21 protein-coding genes are annotated in these 18,816 nt (G+C 63.1%); 20 read left to right on the plus strand and 1 reads right to left on the minus strand.

The window, feature by feature from the left end; genetic code table 11:
* Nucleotides 1-6 precede the first annotated feature (6 nt).
* Nucleotides 7-441 carry a thioredoxin TrxC gene (trxC, locus tag ACTJLA_RS08390; RefSeq protein WP_034125600.1) on the plus strand — a complete coding sequence of 145 codons (435 nt, stop codon included), beginning with the start codon at nt 7-9 and terminating at the stop codon, nt 439-441.
* Between the two features lie 205 nt (nt 442-646).
* On the opposite strand, the gene ACTJLA_RS08395 is transcribed toward trxC, so the two are convergent.
* The gene (locus ACTJLA_RS08395) at nt 647-1,417 is read right to left on the minus strand and encodes a ParA family protein (protein ID WP_034125599.1); all 771 of its coding nucleotides are present in this window, start codon (nt 1,415-1,417) and stop codon (nt 647-649) included.
* A gap of 316 nt (nt 1,418-1,733) precedes the next feature.
* On the opposite strand from ACTJLA_RS08395, the gene ACTJLA_RS08400 reads away from it, so the two are divergent.
* The 19 genes from ACTJLA_RS08400 (at nt 1,734) to ACTJLA_RS08490 (ending at nt 18,792) form a co-directional block, all read left to right on the plus strand.
* The gene (locus ACTJLA_RS08400) at nt 1,734-2,453 is read left to right on the plus strand and encodes a beta-ketoacyl synthase chain length factor (protein WP_014716605.1); all 720 of its coding nucleotides are present in this window, start codon (nt 1,734-1,736) and stop codon (nt 2,451-2,453) included.
* Complete coding sequence (locus tag ACTJLA_RS08405) at nt 2,429-3,241, plus strand: lysophospholipid acyltransferase family protein (RefSeq protein ID WP_003187953.1); 813 nt, start codon at nt 2,429-2,431, stop codon at nt 3,239-3,241. Before ACTJLA_RS08400 ends, ACTJLA_RS08405 begins: the two co-directional genes overlap by 25 nt.
* On the plus strand, nt 3,219-3,488 hold the full coding sequence (locus ACTJLA_RS08410; protein WP_034125597.1) for a phosphopantetheine-binding protein: 270 nt from the start codon (nt 3,219-3,221) through the stop codon (nt 3,486-3,488). Before ACTJLA_RS08405 ends, ACTJLA_RS08410 begins: the two co-directional genes overlap by 23 nt.
* 9 nt (nt 3,489-3,497) lie before the next feature.
* Nucleotides 3,498-3,752, plus strand: a complete 255-nt coding sequence (locus tag ACTJLA_RS08415) for an acyl carrier protein (protein WP_003187949.1) — start codon at nt 3,498-3,500, stop codon at nt 3,750-3,752.
* Nucleotides 3,749-4,294 carry a membrane protein gene (locus ACTJLA_RS08420; protein WP_014716602.1) on the plus strand — a complete coding sequence of 182 codons (546 nt, stop codon included), beginning with the start codon at nt 3,749-3,751 and terminating at the stop codon, nt 4,292-4,294. Before ACTJLA_RS08415 ends, ACTJLA_RS08420 begins: the two co-directional genes overlap by 4 nt.
* A complete protein-coding gene (locus ACTJLA_RS08425; protein ID WP_440840981.1) occupies nt 4,291-5,961 on the plus strand; it encodes an ApeI family dehydratase in 1,671 nt (556 codons plus the stop codon). Before ACTJLA_RS08420 ends, ACTJLA_RS08425 begins: the two co-directional genes overlap by 4 nt.
* A gap of 161 nt (nt 5,962-6,122) precedes the next feature.
* A complete protein-coding gene (locus ACTJLA_RS08430) occupies nt 6,123-6,857 on the plus strand; it encodes a glycosyltransferase family 2 protein (protein WP_440840982.1) in 735 nt (244 codons plus the stop codon).
* Nucleotides 6,854-7,789, plus strand: a complete 936-nt coding sequence (locus ACTJLA_RS08435) for an LpxL/LpxP family acyltransferase (RefSeq protein WP_054896220.1) — start codon at nt 6,854-6,856, stop codon at nt 7,787-7,789. The genes ACTJLA_RS08430 and ACTJLA_RS08435 overlap by 4 nt, the downstream gene beginning before the upstream one ends.
* Nucleotides 7,773-9,314, plus strand: a complete 1,542-nt coding sequence (locus ACTJLA_RS08440; RefSeq protein WP_440840984.1) for an HAL/PAL/TAL family ammonia-lyase — start codon at nt 7,773-7,775, stop codon at nt 9,312-9,314. The genes ACTJLA_RS08435 and ACTJLA_RS08440 overlap by 17 nt, the downstream gene beginning before the upstream one ends.
* Nucleotides 9,307-9,732, plus strand: a complete 426-nt coding sequence (locus tag ACTJLA_RS08445) for an acyl-CoA thioesterase (RefSeq protein WP_034125591.1) — start codon at nt 9,307-9,309, stop codon at nt 9,730-9,732. Before ACTJLA_RS08440 ends, ACTJLA_RS08445 begins: the two co-directional genes overlap by 8 nt.
* Nucleotides 9,729-10,412 carry an outer membrane lipoprotein carrier protein LolA gene (locus tag ACTJLA_RS08450; RefSeq protein ID WP_314545827.1) on the plus strand — a complete coding sequence of 228 codons (684 nt, stop codon included), beginning with the start codon at nt 9,729-9,731 and terminating at the stop codon, nt 10,410-10,412. Before ACTJLA_RS08445 ends, ACTJLA_RS08450 begins: the two co-directional genes overlap by 4 nt.
* Nucleotides 10,384-12,714 (plus strand): MMPL family transporter, encoded by a 2,331-nt coding sequence (locus tag ACTJLA_RS08455; RefSeq protein ID WP_089042098.1) that lies wholly within the window; start codon nt 10,384-10,386, stop codon nt 12,712-12,714. The genes ACTJLA_RS08450 and ACTJLA_RS08455 overlap by 29 nt, the downstream gene beginning before the upstream one ends.
* Nucleotides 12,715-12,747: 33 nt before the next feature.
* Nucleotides 12,748-13,995: an NAD(P)/FAD-dependent oxidoreductase gene (locus ACTJLA_RS08460; RefSeq protein ID WP_198833918.1), complete on the plus strand. Its 1,248-nt coding sequence runs from the start codon at nt 12,748-12,750 to the stop codon at nt 13,993-13,995.
* The gene (locus ACTJLA_RS08465; protein ID WP_019818328.1) at nt 13,992-14,741 is read left to right on the plus strand and encodes a class I SAM-dependent methyltransferase; all 750 of its coding nucleotides are present in this window, start codon (nt 13,992-13,994) and stop codon (nt 14,739-14,741) included. The genes ACTJLA_RS08460 and ACTJLA_RS08465 overlap by 4 nt, the downstream gene beginning before the upstream one ends.
* Complete coding sequence (locus tag ACTJLA_RS08470) at nt 14,738-15,220, plus strand: hypothetical protein (protein WP_054896213.1); 483 nt, start codon at nt 14,738-14,740, stop codon at nt 15,218-15,220. Before ACTJLA_RS08465 ends, ACTJLA_RS08470 begins: the two co-directional genes overlap by 4 nt.
* Nucleotides 15,217-16,383: a beta-ketoacyl-[acyl-carrier-protein] synthase family protein gene (locus tag ACTJLA_RS08475; RefSeq protein WP_314545815.1), complete on the plus strand. Its 1,167-nt coding sequence runs from the start codon at nt 15,217-15,219 to the stop codon at nt 16,381-16,383. The genes ACTJLA_RS08470 and ACTJLA_RS08475 overlap by 4 nt, the downstream gene beginning before the upstream one ends.
* Nucleotides 16,380-16,841 carry a hotdog family protein gene (locus ACTJLA_RS08480; protein ID WP_054919435.1) on the plus strand — a complete coding sequence of 154 codons (462 nt, stop codon included), beginning with the start codon at nt 16,380-16,382 and terminating at the stop codon, nt 16,839-16,841. Before ACTJLA_RS08475 ends, ACTJLA_RS08480 begins: the two co-directional genes overlap by 4 nt.
* A complete protein-coding gene (gene fabG, locus ACTJLA_RS08485; RefSeq protein ID WP_014716589.1) occupies nt 16,838-17,566 on the plus strand; it encodes a 3-oxoacyl-ACP reductase FabG in 729 nt (242 codons plus the stop codon). The genes ACTJLA_RS08480 and fabG overlap by 4 nt, the downstream gene beginning before the upstream one ends.
* Nucleotides 17,566-18,792: a beta-ketoacyl-ACP synthase gene (locus ACTJLA_RS08490; protein WP_032893933.1), complete on the plus strand. Its 1,227-nt coding sequence runs from the start codon at nt 17,566-17,568 to the stop codon at nt 18,790-18,792. The genes fabG and ACTJLA_RS08490 overlap by 1 nt, the downstream gene beginning before the upstream one ends.
* The last annotated feature ends 24 nt before the right edge of the window (nt 18,793-18,816 follow it).

Genomic DNA, 18,816 nt, shown 5'->3' on the forward strand with positions numbered 1-18,816 from the left:
CCTCCGATGTCCGAACCTCTTGTCATCCCCTGCCCTCATTGCAACGGCCTCAACCGCATCCCCGGCGAACGCCTGGGTGATGCGCCCAAGTGCGGGCGCTGCAAGCAGTCGGTGTTGCTGAACAAACCCTTTGATTTGAAACAGGGTGACTATGCCAACCAGATCAAGGGCGACCTGCCGCTCCTGGTCGATGTGTGGGCCGACTGGTGCGGGCCGTGCAAGTCGTTTGCGCCGGTATTCGAACAGGCCGCCGGGCAGTTGGAAGGCAAGTGCCGGCTGGCGAAGCTGGACAGCGAGGCTAACCAGCAGCTGTCGGCGCAATTGGGGATTCGCTCGATTCCCAGTTTGATTCTGTTCAAGAACGGCCGCGAAGTGGCGCGCCAGAGCGGGGCATTCCCGTTGCCGCAGTTGATGAGTTGGTTGAGCAGCCAGGGGGTGTAAACATCCCCCTCAATCAACTCGGTCAATGTGGGAGCTGGCTTGCCTGCGATGCAGTCAACTCGGTGATTCAGGCACACCGAGTCGATATCTTCGCAGGCAAGCCAGCTCCCACATTTGGATCGCGGTGCCTCATCTCGATCAGCGTGGGCTGTCAGGCCGTAACCGGCAAGCCCGGCTCCCACCGTGTTCGGTGTTGCCTGTTGGGTCAGGCGTTTTCCAGCAGGTTGTGCAGGTCTACGAACTGCTGCGTCAGCTTATGCCGTGGGTCCAGGTGGATCAGCGGCTTGCTCTCCTGGTGCGACTCGCGCATACGCACGGAGCTGGCCAGGTACACCGGCAGTACCGGCAGCCCTTCGGCAATCAATTCATCGAGAATCTGTTGCGGCAGGCTCGCCCGTGCCTGGAATTGGTTGACCACGATGCCTTCCACTTCCAGGCCTTCGTTATGGTCGTCCTTCAATTCTTCGATCTCAGCCAGCAGGCCATACAGGGCCTGGCGGGAAAAGCTGTCGCAATCGAAGGGGATCAGTACGCGATCGGCGGCAATCAGCGCCGAAACCGCGTAAAAATTCAGCGCTGGAGGCGTATCCAGGTAGATTCGGTCGTAATCTTCGCTCAGTTCATCCAGCAGCTTTCGCAGCTTGTTGATTTTGTGCTTGGCCTCAAGCTTGGGCTGCAGGTCGGCCAGTTCCGGGGTGGCGGTGATCACATGCAGATTATCGAACGGGGTTTCGTAGATATCTACCCTGTTTTTCTTCGAAAACGGCCCCGTCGACAGGGTTTGCTTGAAAAAATCCGCGATTCCCATGGGGATGTCGTCGCCCGTCAGCCCGGTGAGGTACTGGGTTGAGTTGGCTTGTGCATCGAGGTCCACCAACAGGGTTCGATAACCTTCGCTGGCGCTGACCGCCGCCAGGTTGCAGGCGATGCTGGACTTGCCCACACCGCCTTTTTGATTGAACACCACGCGCCGCATGGAAAAACCTCCGTGTATCAATGAATCCCCCGAGTGTAGAGCGCAAAAGCGCCGGTTAGCTACCTCGTTCATCCTTACGCGCTGCCTGGCTCACAAATGAATGGAAACCGCGCACCGATCGAGTCCGGCCTTCGCTCGCCGATAATCTGTAAATTCTTCCAACTTATTTGTGATCAATAGTGAACAAACTTTCACCACTATTTGCTAGAACCCCACGGCACCGGGATAATGCGCGCCATACGGCCATTGCTCCCTGTCCCGGAATCCGGGGCCATTGGCCGCACATGGAAGCCCGCAGGGGCGGGATAACTTCTCAGTGATCAACTTCAACATCGCCCAATGGCGCGCCTGGGCTCCTGGCCTTGCGAGTGCGGACGACTGGTACGCCTGGTGCCGGGACCCGGTGTTGCCGCCTGTCAGCGAAGCGTCCCCCGATGTGTCATTTTTGCCAGCCATGCAGCGCCGTCGTCTGAGCCGGCTGGCGCGCATGGCATTCAGCGTCGGCTGGCCGCTGGCCGAGGGCCTTGAAGACCTGCCGCTGGTGTTTATTTCCCGCCACGGCGAAACCCCGCGCACCCTGGACATCCTCAGTGACCTGGCCAACGAGCAGCCGCTGTCGCCTACTCAGTTCAGCCTGTCGGTGCATAACGCGGTGATTGGCCTGTGGTCAATCCTGCGCAATGAAACCAGCGAGATGACCGCCCTCGCCGCCGCCGGCGATGGCCTCGAACACGGCCTGCTCGAAGCCGCCGCGTTGCTCAACGAAGGCGCCGCCGCCGTATTGCTGGTGATCACCGAAGAACAACCGCCCCACGCCTACGCCAGCTGGATTAGGGATGTGCCCTTCCCCTACGCCCTCGGCCTGTTGCTCACGCCGGGCGACGAGTGGCAACTGGAACTCACCACCGGCACTGTCCAACTCACTCAAACCCAGTGGCCCCACGCCCTGAACCTGCTGCGCACCCTGCTGACCGAACAGGGCGCCTGCCAACATGCCTGGAAGAACCGAGTATGGAACTGGCAACGCAAGCCCTGACCCACAAGCCACGGCAGGCCTATTATTGGCGCCTGTTCGCCACGGCCCTCAGCTTTTGCCTGTTTGGCATCGGCGGGCTGTGCCTGCGTTTGCTGGTATTTCCGTTGCTCAGTTGCCTGCCGGGCGACGCCAGCCAGCATCAACGGCGCGCACGCCACACCATCAGTTGCCTGTTCTGGTTTTTCATTCGCCTGATGAAGGGCCTGGGCATTCTCACCTACAGCGTCGAGGGTGCCGAAAAGCTTGGCCGCCCTGGCCAGATGATCGTCGCCAACCACCCGTCGCTGATCGACGTGGTGTTCCTGATCGGCCTGATGCGCCAGACCAACTGCGTGGTCAAGCAGAGCCTGTTCCAGAACCCGTTCACCCGCAGCCCGGTGCGCGATGCCGGCTATATCAGCAATGACGGCAGTGCCGACATGCTCGATGCCGCAGCCGACGCCCTGCGCGCCGGCCAGACGCTGATCATCTTTCCCGAAGGCACCCGCACCACGCCGGGCGCGGCGCCGGCCTTTCATCGCGGCGGTGCGGCCATTGCGCTGCGTGGTGCGACAATCATCACGCCAGTGGTGATCAAGGTCAGCCCCACCACCCTGACCAAGGCCGAACCCTGGTATCGCATCCCCCACCGTCGATTTCACTTCAGTTTGCGCGTGGGCGCCGATATAGAGCCACAAGCGTTTGCCGCAGTCGGGCCCGCGCCCCAGGCTTCACGCAAGCTCAACGATCACCTGCATCACTATTTCATTAAGGAGCTCGCCGAAGATGAGCGACCAACACCGCCTTGAGCACGACATAAAGACGCTGATCATCGAGGCCCTGGGCCTGGAAGACATCAGCCCCGACGATATTGGCAGCGACCAGACCCTGTTTGGCGAAGGCCTGGGCCTGGATTCGGTCGATGCGCTGGAATTGGGCCTGGCGATCCAGAAAAAATACGGCATCAAAATCGATGCCGACGCCAAGGACACCCGCAATCACTTCACCAACGTGGCCAGCCTTGCGGCGTTCGTCACGGCCCGACAGGCAGCTTGAGACCGTACCATGCAAACTCGTGACGATATCTTCAACACCCTGCGCGACGCCTTGGTGGAACTGTTTGAACTGCCCCCGGAACGCGTCACCCTCGACGCCAACCTTTACCAGGACCTGGAAATCGACAGCATCGACGCCGTGGACCTGATCGACCACATCAAGCGCCAGACCGGCAAGAAAATCGCCGCCGAAGAGTTCAAGGCGGTACGCACGGTGAACGACGTGGTAGAGGCGGTGTACCGTCTGGTCCAGCCCGCCGCATGAGCCGGCTGATCGGCCTTGGCCTGTTATTGGCGGGGCTGCTGTACCCCTTCGCCGTGTATTACGGCACCGAGCATTTTGCACCCTGGCAGTTCGGCTTGCTGCTGGGCAGCCTGTGGCTGTTGCGCGCGCTCACCGCTGCGCGGCGCCCGGGCAGCCGTTGGATGGCGGTGGTGGTGATCGTGTTTTGCCTGGCACTGGCATGGTTCGATAACCCGCAGTGGCTGCGCTGGTACCCGAGCCTGGTCAGCGGGTTCATGCTGGCGCTGTTCGGCCTGAGCCTGAAATACGGCCCGCCGATGGTCGAGCGCCTGGCACGCATGACCGACCCGCACCTGCCGCCCCACGCGGTGGTGTATACCCGCCGGGTCACCCTGGTGTGGAGTGTGTTTTTTCTCTGTAATGGCCTGCTCGCCGCCGCGCTCACCCTGTGGGCGCCGCTGAGCTGGTGGACGTTGTACAACGGCCTGATCGCCTACGGGCTGATGGGGCTGTTGTTTGCCGTGGAATGGCTGGTACGACAAAGGGTTCGAGGCCGCGTATGAAAGGGTTGAAACTTGAGCATTTGCTGCTTGAGCCACTGCAAGATCGCGGGGTGACCACCGAGCCCCTCATGAACCACGCGCAACTGTGGGAGCAGTCGCTGAGCCTGGCGGCGGGCCTGCAAGCCCGGGGTATCCGGCGCCTGGCCGTGCACCTGGAAGACGCCGGGCTGCTGGCGATTGCGCTGCTGGGCGCCTGGCGCGCAGGCGCGAGCGTGCTGCTGCCCGCCGACCTGCAACCCCAGACGCGCCAACGCTGGACCGACGCCGTGGATGCCTGGCTGGTCGAAGCCAGCGACCTGGACGCGCTGTATCAAGTGCCCTTGAGCGCCGCCGCCCTCGACCTGGACACTTGCCAACTGAGCCTGTGCACCTCCGGCTCCAGCGGCGAGCCCAAGCGCATCGACAAGTCCCTGCGCCAGTTGGCCAATGAAGTAGAGGCGCTGGAGGCCCTGTGGGGCAAAGACCTCAAGGACGCCTGCATCATCGGCAGTGTCGCCACCCAGCATATCTACGGCTTGCTGTTTCGCGTGCTGTGGCCGCTGTGCGCAGGTCGCACCTTTGTGCGCAAACAACTGGCGTTCCCCGAAGACATGCAGCGCGCCAGCCGTGAGCACCCGCAATTTGCCTGGGTGGCCAGCCCGGCGCTGCTCAAGCGCATGGGCGACAACCTCGACTGGCCGGCACTGAGCCAGGTTGCAAGGGTATTTTCCTCCGGTGGCGCGTTGCCGGTTGATGCGGCCGGCAGCCTCTACGACCGTTTACAGCAATGGCCCACAGAAATCCTCGGCAGCTCGGAAACCGGCGGCATCGCCTGGCGCCAGGGTGCGCAACCCTGGCAGCCGTTTGCCGACGTGCAACTGAGCCAGGATGCCGACGGCGCTTTACGCATCGCCTCAAAGTACTTGCCCGAAGGGCATGTCGAACAGACAGCCGACGCCGTTCGCCTGCATGCCGATGGGCGCTTCGAACTGCTGGGCCGCCTGGACCGTATCGTCAAGCTGGAAGAAAAACGCATCTCCCTGCCGATGTTGGAACAAGCGCTGATCGCCCATGAATGGGTGTGCGACACCCGCCTGGGCGTGGTGCAGGAAAACCGTGCGTCCCTGGGTGCCGTGGTGGTGCTCACCGACGCGGGGCTGCATGCCCTGCGCAACCAGGGACGCCGCACGCTCACCCAGACCCTGCGCCAGCACCTGAGCCAACATTGCGAAGCCCTGGCCTTGCCACGCCGCTGGCGCTTGTTGCGCCAACTGCCGCTGAACAGCCAGGGCAAATTGCCCCAGGCCGATATCGAAGCCTTGTTGCTGGCGCCTCGCCCCAAGGGGCCTGAGGTGTTGGCACAAGTCGAAACCGAAGGTGAATGGACCTTGCAACTGAGCATCCCACCGGACCTGGCCTATTTCAGCGGGCACTTCCCGGTCACCCCGGTATTGCCGGGGGTGGTGCAGGTGGAATGGGCGTTCAACCTGGGCCAACAATTGCTCGACCTGCCAACCCGGTTCGCCGGCATGGAAGTGCTCAAGTTCCAGCAACTGGTGCGCCCGGGCGATCACATCGAATTGCATCTGCGCTTTGATCGGGAGCGTAGCAAACTGTACTTCGCCTATCGCAATGGGGTTGCAGCGTGCTCAAGCGGGCGGATCGTGCTGGATGCCGCGCATGCATAACCTGTTCTTGTGGCAAGGGAGCTTGCTCCCGCTGGAGTGCGAAGCGCTCCCAACCCAGGCATCACCCACTCCCAGGATGATCTCGGTCGCCTCCATTGGGGCTGCTTCGCAGCCCAGCGGGAGCAAGCTCCCTCGCCACGGGGTTTGCGCAGGCTTTGAATATGCATAACCCCTGCGCTTTGATCCCGGTATACAACCACGAAGCCGCCGTGCCGGCCGTGGTCCACAGTGTGCTGAAGAGCGGTCTGCCCTGCCTCTTGGTGGACGATGGCAGCAGCGCCGCGTGCGCAGCCGTGCTGGCGCAATTGGCGACGCTGGATAACGTCACCCTGCTGACCCTGCCCAGCAACCAGGGCAAGGGCGCCGCCGTGATGGCCGGTTTTCGCGAAGCAGCGCGGCTGGGCTATACCCACACCCTGCAAGTGGACGCCGATGGCCAGCACGACCTGCGCGAAGTCCAGACCTTTATCCACACCTCACGCCAGCACCCCGAGGCCGTCATCTGCGGCTACCCCGAATACGACGACAGCGTGCCCAAGGGTCGCCTGTACGCACGTTACCTGACCCACGTGTGGGTCTGGATTAACACCTTGTCGCTTGAGATTCGCGACTCGATGTGCGGCTTTCGCGTGTACCCGCTGGCGCCGACCCTGGCGCTGATGGACTCGGCCTACATCGGCACGCACATGGATTTCGACTCGGACATCCTGGTGCGCCTGGCCTGGCGCAACCAGCCGATGCGCTGGCTGCCCACCCAGGTGCACTACCCCGCCGACGGCCTGTCGCACTTTCGCTTGTTGCGCGACAACCTGCGCATCAGCGCCATGCACACGCGGTTGTTCTTCGGCATGCTCGTGCGCGCGCCGATGATCCTGTGGCGACGGTGGCAAGCATGAACGACAGCACCAAGCATTGGGCCGACCGCGAGGAACGCGGCAGCTTCTGGCTGATGAAATTCACCGCGGTCGCGGTCAAAGTCCTCGGCCGTCGCCTATTGAGCCCGTTGCTCTACAGCATCGTCTTTTACTTCTTCCTGTTCGGCCGCACCGCACGCCACAGCGCCTGGCAATACCAGCAGCGGCTGGCGCAATGGAGCGGGCGCAATGACTTGCTGCCGAGCCACCGCACAGTCTTTGCCCAGTTCATGGCCTTCGCCGATTCGCTGCTCGACAAGCTGGACGTGTGGAACGGCAAGCTGCGCCTGGAGCAAATCGAGATCAACGACCCGGCGCAGTTGCGCAGTCAACTGCGTGGCGAGCGCGGGCAGATGTTGGTGGGTGCGCACCTGGGTAACCTGGAAGTGTGCCGCGCCCTCGCGGAGATTGGTGAACAGGTCACCATGAATGTGCTGGTGCACACCAAGCACGCCGAGCGTTTCAACCGTCTGCTGGGCGAGGCCGGCGCGACCCATTTGCGCCTGATCCAGGTCAGCGAATTGGACCCGGCCACCATGCTGCTGCTCAGCCAGCGCCTGGACGATGGCGAGTGGCTGGCGATTGCCGGCGACCGCATCCCGCTGCACGGCGGGCGCACGGTGCGCGTGGACTTCCTCGGACACACGGCGGCATTTCCCCAAGGCCCATGGCTGCTGGCGGGCTTGCTCAAGTGCCCGGTCAATCTGCTGATGTGTCTCAAGCACCAGGGTCGCTATCGCCTGACTATCGAGCCCTTTGCCGATTTGATCGAATGGAAGCGCAGCACCCGTGAGCAAGTCATTGCCGAATGGACCACCCGCTACGCCGCACGCCTGGGCCAGTTCTGCCTGCAAGCGCCCCAACAATGGTTCAACTTTTACCCTTTCTGGAAGACCGATGACGACGCCTCTTGAGCCCATCACCTTTGGTGAACGCCCCCTGCGCATCGAAGACGTGCTGGCCCTGGCCAACCGCCAGGTGCCCACTCGCCTGCAGGACGATGCCGCGTACCGCCAACGCATCGCCAAGGGCGCGCAGTTCCTCCACTCGCTGCTGGACAAGGAAGGCGTGATCTACGGCGTGACCACCGGCTACGGCGACTCCTGCGTAGTGGCGGTGCCGCTGGAGCACGTCGAAGCCTTGCCGCGTCATCTGTACACCTTTCACGGTTGCGGCCTGGGCAAATTGCTTGATGCCCAGGCTACTCGCGCCGTACTGGCGGCGCGTTTGCAGTCGCTGTGCCATGGCGTGTCCGGGGTGCGTGTGGAACTGCTGGAACGCCTGCATGCCTTCCTCGAAAACGATGTGTTGCCACTGATCCCGGAAGAAGGCTCGGTCGGCGCCAGTGGTGATCTGACGCCGCTGTCCTATGTGGCTGCGACCTTGTCCGGCGAACGTGAAGTGCTATTCCGTGGCGAACGCCGCCCGGCGGCCGACGTGCACCGCGAGCTGGGTTGGGAGCCGCTGGTACTGCGGCCCAAGGAAGCCCTGGCACTGATGAATGGCACCGCGGTGATGACCGGCCTGGCCTGCCTGGCCTTTGCCCGCGCCGACTATCTGTTGCAACTGGCCACGCGCATCACCGCACTCAATGTGGTGGCGCTGCAAGGCAACCCGGAACACTTCGACGAGCGCCTGTTCGCCGCCAAGCCGCACCCTGGGCAGATGCAAGTCGCCGCGTGGCTGCGCAAGGACCTGGCCATCGACGCGCCCACCGCCCCCCTGCATCGCCTGCAAGACCGTTATTCGTTGCGCTGCGCGCCCCACGTGCTCGGCGTATTGGCGGACAGCCTGAACTGGCTGCGCTCGTTCATCGAGATCGAACTGAACAGCGCCAACGACAACCCGATCATCGACGCCGAAGAAGAACGTGTGCTGCATGGCGGGCACTTCTACGGCGGGCATATCGCCTTCGCCATGGACAGCCTCAAGACCCTGGTCGCCAACGTTGCCGACCTGCTCGACCGCCAGCTCGCACTGTTGGTGGACGTGCGCTACAACCATGGCCTGCCGAGCAACCTCTCAGGCGCCCCGACTGACCGCGCCATGATCAACCACGGCTTCAAGGCCGTGCAGATCGGCACCAGCGCCTGGACCGCCGAAGCGCTGAAAAACACCATGCCGGCCAGCGTGTTCTCGCGCTCCACCGAGTGCCACAACCAGGACAAGGTGAGCATGGGCACCATCGCTGCCCGCGATGCGATCCGCGTGCTGGAGTTGACCGAACAGGTCGCCGCCGCGACCCTGCTCGCCGCCCACCAGGGCGTGTGGCTGCGCGCCCGGGCCGAGGATGCCCGCCCACTGCCACCAGCACTGGCCGCGATGCACGCCGAACTGGCCCAGGACTTTGCGCCGGTCATCGAAGACCGCGCCCTGGAAGGCGAACTGCGCCTGTGCCTGCAACGTATCGCCGCGCAACACTGGAGGCTGCATGCGTAGCCCCGGCGTGTTGCACAGCGACACTGAAATCCTTGTGCCTTTTTTCGACATCGACACCATGAACGTGGTGTGGCACGGGCATTACGTGAAGTACCTGGAAGTGGCGCGCTGTGCGTTGCTGGACAAGATCGGCCATAACTATACGGCGATGCTCGAAGCCGGCTACGCCTGGCCGGTGATCGACATGCAGCTACGCTATGTACGCGGCGCGACCTTCGGCCAGACCATCAACGTGCGCGCCAGCCTGGTGGAATGGGAGAACCGTTTGAAGGTCAATTATTTGATCACCGACCTGGCCAGCGGCGAGCGTTTGACCCGCGCCAGCACCGTGCAAGTGGCGGTGCAAATCGCCAGCCGCGAGATGCAGCTGGCCTCGCCCAAAGTCTTTACCGACGCCGTAGAGAGAGCCCTGGAATGAGACCCCCTGTAGGAGCGAGCTTGCTCGCGAAGATCGCCAACGATAACGCGGGGCGCCTGACACCCCGTGGGGCCCTCAGGTTTTTCGCGAGCAAGCTCGCTCCTACGGTGGCTGCGTTGTTGCTGAGCTTCAGCGCCCAGGCTTTTGACTTGCAGCAGTTGAGCGATCAGCTTGCCAAACCCTTAGTGATCCACGGCAACTTCACCCAGGAAAAGCACCTGCGCGCCCTGCCCCAGCCATTGGTGAGCAAAGGCACCTTCGTGCTCGCCAAGGATCACGGCCTGCTGTGGCTGTTGAAAACTCCGCTGCAACAGGACTACCGCATCACCTCCCGAGGCATTGCCCGCCGTGACGCCAATGGCTGGCAACTACTGCCAAACAAGAGTGCCGGCGCCGAACAGAATCGTTTGTTCCTGGCGGTACTGCAGGGCGACAGCAGTGGCCTGCAGCGCGACTTCGACCTGCAACTGCAAGGCGAGGCCCAACAATGGAAGCTCACGCTGACCCCGCGTTCGCTGCTGCTCAAGCAAGTGTTCACCCAGATCAATATCGACGGTGGCGCACTGGTGCGCACCATTGAACTGCTGGAAACCCAAGGCGACAGCACGCTGTTGCGCATGCAGGACAGTACCGCCGACCAGCCGTTGAGCAATGCGGAGCAACACGACTTTGCCCAGTGAGCGCCTGCTGCCGCGCCTGTTCCTGACCTTGCTGGTGGCCGTGCTGGCCCTGGCAGGCTGGCAGTGGCGTGACGGCGCGCCGTTGTCGGCCAACCTGATGGAACTGGTGCCCGGCAGCACGCCGGACGCCTTGGAACTGCAAGCCGAACAGCGCATGCAAGAGCCGCTCAACCGCGAAATGCTGGTACTGGTGGGGCATGCCGACCGCCAGCAAGCGGTGGCCGTGGCGCAGCAACTGGGTGAGCGTTGGCAGGCCAGCGGCCTGTTTGAAAAGGTGCAGTGGAACCTGCAAGCCGACTTGCCAGCGTTGCGCGAACAACTGCTGCGTGGGCGTTTGTCGATGCTCTCGTCCAAGGACCGCGAACAACTGATCCAGCAGCCTGAGGCGTTCATCCAGCAACGCGTGCAATCGCTGTTCGACCCCTTCACCGGTTTCAGCCTGGTGCCAAGCCAGGACGATTGGCTCGGCCTCACCGGGCGCATCCAGAACAGCCAACCGCAACACGGTGCGGTGCAAATGGACATCGGCAGCGGCGCCTTGATCGCCGATGCCGACGGCAAAAGCTGGGTGCTGCTGCGGGCCCGCACTACCGGCAACGCCTTCGACATGAAGTTGCCGCTGCAAGTGGCGGACTTGCTGAAGGCCAGCCGCGAGCAAGCCAGCGCACACGGCGCGCAGCTGCTCGCCGCCAGCGGTTTGCTCTATGCGGCCAACGGGCAACAGCAGGCCACTCGGGAAATGACCTGGGTCGGCGGCGGCGCCACCCTGGGCATCCTGTTATTACTGCTGCTGGCGTTCCGACGCTGGCGGGTGTTGCTGGCATTCGTGCCGGTACTGGTGGGCATGCTGTTTGGCGCGGTGGCATGTGTGGCGCTGTTTGGGCATATGCATGTGATGACCCTGGTGCTGGGTTCCAGCCTGATCGGCGTGGCAGTGGATTACCCGCTGCATTACCTGTCCAAAAGCTGGAGCCTGCAGCCGTGGCGCAGTTGGCCGGCGTTGCGCCTGACCCTGCCAGGGCTAAGCCTGAGCCTGGCCACCAGCGCTATCGGCTACCTGGCGCTGGCCTGGACGCCTTTCCCGGCGCTGACCCAGATTGCGGTGTTCTCGGCTGCCGGTTTGGTCGGTGCCTATTTGTGCGCCGTGTGCCTGTTGCCCGCGCTGCTCAAGGGCGTGGAACTGCGCCCGGCGCAATGGCCGCTGCGTGTCGCCCAAAGCCTATGGCAACTGCGCACGGCACTGCTCAAACGCGTACCCAGTTCGGTACTGCTGGTGTGGGTGCTGCTGTTCTGCGCTGCGGGCCTGTGGCAACTGAACACTAAAAACGATATCCGCCAATGGATCGGTGCGCCGCCGCAGTTGCTGCAGGAAGCCCAGGCCGTGGCGCGCATCACCGGGTTCCAGCCCACCAGCCAGTTTTTCCTGGTGCGAGCGGACAATCAGCAGCAGTTGCTGGAGCGCCAGGCCGCCTTGGGCAAACGCTTGGACCAGTTGGTGCAGATGGACAAGCTCCAGGGCTACCTGGCGCTCAATCAACTGGTCAACCTTCCCGGCGAGCAACAACAGCTGCGCGAGGCGCTGAACAACCTGGCGCCACACTGGAAACCGCTACTGGACCTCGGCGTGCCCCTCAGCGCCCTGCAAGCCGAAGTGGCGCAGTTGCAGGCGCTGCCCACCGCAGACATCGACGCCGCAATGCAAGGCCCGCTGGCCGAGCCTTGGCGCACGCTGTGGCTGGGCCCGGTGGATGGCGGCGTGGTGGCCATGGTCAGCCTGCAAGGCTTGAACAACCCGGCGCTGCTGCGGGTGCAGGCGCTGAACTTGCCCGGCGTGCAGTTGGTGGACCGCTTGGGTGACTTGAACCGGGTGTTTGCCGACACGCAGATCAGTGCTGCCGAATTGAAGTTGCTGTCTTGCGTGCTGATCGTGCTATTGCTGATTGCGCCCTTCGGCTTTGGCGGCGCCTTGCGTATCGTCGCCCTGCCGCTGCTGGCTGCGTTGTGCAGCCTGGCCAGCCTCGGTTGGCTGGGCCAGCCGCTGACTTTGTTCAGCCTGTTTGGCCTGCTGCTGGTCACGGCCATCAGCGTCGACTATGCGATTTTGATGCGCGAGCAGATCGGCGGCCCTGCCGTCAGCCTGTTGGGAACACTGCTGGCGGCACTGACGACTTGGTTGTCGTTCGGCCTGCTGGCGGTCTCCAGTACACCGGCCGTGAGCAATTTCGGCTTGTCGGTCAGCCTGGGCCTGGCGTTCAGCTTTATGCTGGCACCCTGGGCCAGCCGCCAGAAACACGCCTTATGAATGTGATTAGCGCCCATGCGGCAAGGAGCCCTCGTGCCCACAGTTGAAATGGAACGTCGCCAGGTGGTGGTGATCGGTGCCGGGCCTTCCGGTGCCATCGCGGCCGCGCTGTTAAAGCGCAAAGGGCATGATGTATTGATCATCGAGCGCGAGCATTTCCCGCGTTTCTCGATTGGCGAAAGCCTGCTGTCGCACTGCATCGACTTTATCGAAGAAGCCGGCATGCTCGACGCTGTGCAAGCTGCAGGCTTCCAGGTAAAAACCGGCGCGGCCTTCGCCTGGGGCGAGCGCTACAGTGCCTTTGATTTCAGCGACACCTTCAGCAACGGCAAGCCCACCACCTTTCAGGTGCAGCGCGGCGAGTTCGACAAATTGCTGGCCGACCAGGCGGCGTTGCAAGGCGTGGAAATCCGCTACGGCCAAACCATTGTCGGCGTGGATTTTTCTGCCGAGAGCCGGTATTTGCATGTGCGCCGCCAGAATGGCAGCGAGTACCACCTCAAGGCCAGGTTCGTGCTCGATGCCAGCGGCTACGGCCGTGTGTTGCCACGCCTGCTTGACCTGGAAGCACCGTCGAATTTCCCGCTGCGCCAGGCCGTATTCACCCACGTCGAAGACCGTATCGAACACCCAGGCTTTGACCGCAGCAAAATCCTGGTGACCACTCACCCGACCAAGCGCGATATCTGGTTCTGGACCATCCCGTTCAGTAACGGCCGTTGCTCGGTAGGCGTGGTCGCAGCCAAAGAGCATTTCGAGGGTGCCGACAGCGACCTCGACGCCTGCCTGCGCGGCTTTGTCGAGCAAACCCCAAGCCTGTCCGGCGTGCTGCAAAACGCCGTCTGGGATACCCCGGCGCGCACCATCGGCGGCTACTCGGCCAACGTCAAAACCCTGCACGGCCCAGGCTTTGCGCTACTGGGCAATGCGGCGGAATTCCTCGACCCGGTGTTCTCTTCCGGCGTGACCATTGCCATGCGTTCGGCCAGCATGGCCGCAGGAGTACTGCACCGCCAATTGAGCGGCGAAACGGTGGACTGGCAAACCGAGTTCGCCGAACCGCTCAAGCGCGGTGTCGATACCTTCCGTTGCTACGTCGAGGGCTGGTACGCGGGCACGTTCCAGGACGTGATTTTCCATCCTGGCAGTTCACCGGAGATTCGCCGCATGATCAGCTCTATCCTGGCCGGTTACGCCTGGGATGAACGCAACCCGTTTGTCAGCGAGCCGAAACGGCGCTTGCGGATGTTGTCGGATATTTGTGCGAGTGAAGCGGTATGAGCAGCCCTGGCGTTGAAAAAAACTACCTGAGTCAAAACTACGTCGAAGAAACCAAGTTCGGCTTCTGGTTCCTGCGCAGCCATACCTGGCAGCATCACGTATTGCGCGTGGCGATCAATGACCTGCGCAGCTTGTTCAGCGAGCCGCTGCCGGTGGCGCCGGTGTTGCTGGATGCCGGTTGCGGCCAGGGCAAATCCTTCCAGTTGCTGCATCAGGTGTTCGCGCCTTCGCGCCTGATCGGCCTGGATGCCGACCCTCACAGCCTGGCACTGAGCCGCGAAGAAGCCGCGCGCCTGGGCCTGGACGTCGAGCTGATCGGCAGCGACTGCGCGACCCTCAACCTAGCGGATGCCAGCGTCGATATCCTGTTCTGCCACCAGACCTTCCATCATCTGGTGGAACAACATCGCGCACTCAAGGAGTTCTATCGGGTGCTCAAGCCGGGCGGCTATCTGCTGTTTGCCGAATCCACCGAAGCCTACATCGACACCTGGGTGATTCGCTGGCTGTTCCGTCACCCGATGCATGTGCAAAAGAGCGCCGACGAGTACTTGGAGATGCTGCGCGAGCAGGGCTTTGAGTTCGCTGCTCAGAACATTTCGTACCCTTACTTGTGGTGGAGCCGTTCCAGTGACTTCGGCCTGCTGGAACGTTGGGGCCTGCGCAAGGCACCGCCCGTGGGCCAGCGCGAGGAAACCCTGGTCAACTGCGTGGCCCGTAAACCTGTGGAGAATGCGGCCCCATGATGCGCCTGCTGTTGATAAGTTGCCTGTTGCTGCTCAGCGCCTGTGCCAGCCAGGCGCCGCTGCCGGAAAAAATGCCGGCCCTGGCCTTGCCGATGCAATTGCATGTGCAGCGCCTGGCAGACGGCCAGAGCCAGGACTGGCTGCTGGTGATCCAGCGCGAAGGCCGCGCGATTCGCTGGTCGATGATGGACCCGCTGGGCATTCCCCTGGCCCGGCAAAAACTGCTTGATGGGCAGTGGCAGGCAGACGGCTTGCTGCCGCCCAACCCCCAGGCGCGCACGCTATTTGCCGCGCTGCTGTTTGCCCTGACCGCGCCCGGTGACGTACCGGCGTTGTATCCCACTGCCCAGGCCATGGACCTGACGCGCACGCTGCCGGGCCACTGGCAGATCGTCTATCAGTCTTCCGAGGTGTTCAGCGTGAACATGGCCGACCCGCCGCTGAGTTACCGCATCAGCCCGCTGGGTGTGAGCCGATGACCGCCTACCTCAACGCCCTTGGCGTGATCTGCGCCCTTGGCCGTGGCCAGGCGCAAGTCAGCCGCAAGCTGTTTGCCGGCGACTGTTCGGGCATGCGTGCCGAAAGCGGCTGGGTGCCGGAACGCGTAGTGCCGGTGGCCGCCGTACACGGCGAACTGGCGAGCCTGCCCCCGGAACTGGCCCAGCAAAGCAGTCGCAATAACCAGTTGCTGCTGGAAGCGGCGCTGCAGATCGAAGATCAGATTCGTCAGGCCATCCAAACCTACGGCGCTGACCGGGTCGGGGTTGTGCTGGGCACCAGCACCTCGGGCATTGACGAAGCCAGCCGTGGCATTGCCCATTACCTGCAGAACACGCAGTTCCCCGCTGACTACGATTACCAGCAACAGGAACTCAGCGCTCCGGCCAACTTCCTCGCCGACTGGTTGAAAGTAAGCGGCCCGGCCTATGTGATTTCCACCGCCTGCACCTCCAGCGCCCGTGCATTGATGAGTGCCCAGCGCCTGTTGGACCTGGGGGTGTGCGATGCGGTGATTTGCGGCGGCGTGGACAGCCTGTGCAAGCTGACGCTGAACGGGTTTACCGCGCTGGAAGCGGTGTCTGCCGAGCGCTGTAATCCGTTCTCGGTGAACCGCAACGGCATCAATATCGGTGAAGCGGCGGTGCTGTTCCTGATGAGCCGCGAGCCGGCCCCCATCGCCTTGCTGGGCAGCGGCGCCAGTTGCGACGCGCACCATATCTCTGCGCCCGAGCCCAGCGGCAAGGGCGCGTTGCTGGCCATGCGCAAGGCCCTGGCCAGTGCAAAGCTTTCGCCCGAGCAGATCGGCTACCTGAACCTGCACGGCACCGCGACCCAACACAACGACGCCATGGAAAGCCTGGCGGTCGCCAGCCTGTTTCCCGGCGGCGTCGCCTGCTCATCGACCAAGCCCATGACCGGCCACACCCTCGGCGCTGCCGGGGCACTGGAAGCCGCGTTCTGCTGGCTGAGCCTGACCCATCGCCTGCTGCCACCCCACGTATGGGACGGCCATCCCGACCCGGCGCTGCCCGCCTTGCAATGGGTGCGCAGCGGCGACAGCTTGAAAAAACCCTGCCTGATGAGCAACTCGTTTGCCTTCGGCGGTAACAATGTCAGCCTGATAATCGCAGAGGCCCCATGATCGATTGGCCACTCGCCGAACTGCTGCCCCATGCGGGCGACATGATCCTGATCGACCAGGTGCTGTCGTTCGATGAAGAGCAGATCCACACCCGCGTCACCGTCAAGCCCGGCGGCCTGTTCAACCGTGCTGACGGTAGCCTGCCAGCCTGGGTCGGCATCGAGCTGATGGCGCAAAGCGTAGCCGCCTATGCCGGTTGCCATGCACGCCAGCAAGGCAAGGCCGTGGAACTCGGTTTCCTGTTGGGCACACGTAAGTTCGAGTGCAACGTGGAGCACTTCCCGGCCGGTGCCGAGCTGAATATCCACGGCCTGCGCTCCCTGGAAGACGACAACGGCATGGGTGTGTTCGAATGCCACCTCACCGGCGACGGTATCCAGGCCAGCGCGCGCCTAAACGTATTTCGACCGCCCCAGGCGGCCAACTATTTAGATGAATCGAAGGACGATACGCCATGACTGAATCCGTACTGGTCACCGGCTCCAGCCGTGGTATCGGCCGCGCCATTGCCCTGCGCCTGGCCCAGGCCGGCCATGACATTGTGCTGCATTGCCGCAGCGGTCGTGCCGAAGCCGACGCGGTACAGCTCGAGGTCCAAGCCCTGGGGCGCGAGGCACGCGTGCTGCAGTTCGACGTGGCCGATCGCGCTGCGTGCAAAGAGATCCTTGAGGCCGATGTGGAGCAGCATGGCGCCTACTACGGCGTGGTGCTCAATGCCGGCCTGACCCGCGACGGCGCCTTTCCTGCGCTGTCGGAAGACGATTGGGATGTGGTGATGCGCACCAACCTGGATGGCTTCTACAACGTGCTGCACCCGGTGATGATGCCGATGATTCGGCGCCGCGCCGCCGGGCGTATCGTGTGCATTACCTCGGTGTCCGGATTGATCGGCAACCGCGGCCAGGTCAACTACAGCGCCTCCAAAGCCGGCTTGATCGGCGCGGCCAAGGCGCTGGCCATCGAATTGGGCAAGCGCAAGATCACCGTCAACTGCGTGGCGCCGGGCCTGATCGACACCGCGATGCTGGATGAAAACGTGCCGGTAGAAGAACTGATGAAAATGATCCCGGCCCAACGCATGGGCACGCCGGAAGAAGTCGCCGGCGCCGTGAACTTCCTGATGTCGGCCGAAGCCGGCTATATCACGCGCCAGGTGCTGGCCGTGAACGGGGGCCTGTGCTGATGAAGCGCGTTGTCGTCACCGGCATGGCCGGCGTGACCTCCCTGGGCAGCGACTGGGACACCATCGCCGCCAATTTTCGCGCCAACCGCAGCGGCATTCGGCGCATGGATGAGTGGGACCGTTTCACCGAACTGAACACGCGCCTGGCCGGCCCTATCGACGATTTCGTCGTGCCCGCTCACTGGACGCGCAAACAACTGCGCAGCATGGGCCGCGTCTCGCGCCTGGCCGTGTGGGCGGCGGAGCAGGCCTTGCAAGACGCCGGCCTGCTCGGTGACGAGTCGATCAAGGACGGACGCATGGGCGTGGCCTGTGGCTCGTCCACCGGCAGCACCGATGAGATCAAGGCGTTCGGCAATATGCTGCTCAATTCGGTGGCCGAGGGGCTCAATGCCAATTCCTATGTACGCATGATGCCCCACACCACGGCGGCAAATATCAGTATCTTCTTTGGCCTCACGGGCCGGCTGATTCCTACCTCCAGCGCCTGCACCAGCGGCAGCCAGGGCATCGGCTACGCCTATGAGGCAATCAAGTTCGGGCGCCTGCCGTTGATGCTCGCGGGCGGCGCAGAAGAACTGTGCCCCACCGAAGCCATGGTGTTCGATGCGTTGTACGCCACCAGCCTGAAAAACGATGCGCCGCAAACCAGCCCGCGCCCCTACGACAGCGGCCGCGATGGCCTGGTGATCGGTGAAGGTGGCGGCATGTTGGTGCTCGAAGAGTTGGAACACGCACTCGCGCGAGGCGCGCATATTCATGCGGAGCTGGTCGGCTTCGGCAGCAACGCCGACGGCCAGCACACCACCCGCCCGGAACAGAAAACCATGCGCCGCGCCATGGAGCTGGCCCTGGAAGACGCAGGTCTTGAACCGTCCGCCATTGGCTACGTGAACGGCCACGGCACGGCTACCGATCAGGGCGACATCGCTGAAACCCTGGCCACCAGCAGCCTGTTTGGCAGCCGCATGCCGATCAGTTCACAGAAGAGTTTCCTCGGCCACACCCTGGGTGCCTGCGGCGCGCTGGAATCGTGGTTCAGCATCGAGATGATGAACCGCGACCAGTACGTGCACACCTTCAACCTGGACGCGGTCGACCCGCAATGCGGCGAGCTGGACTACCTGCAAGGTGGCTTTCGCCAGATGCACAACGACTACGTGATGAACAACAACTTTGCCTTCGGCGGCGTCAACACCTCGTTGATCTTCCGCCGCTGGAGCTGACTTTTTAATCGACTGGAGAAAACG

The organism is Pseudomonas sp. 22072, from assembly GCF_052046095.1.
Lineage (GTDB): Bacteria > Pseudomonadota > Gammaproteobacteria > Pseudomonadales > Pseudomonadaceae > Aquipseudomonas > Aquipseudomonas paracarnis.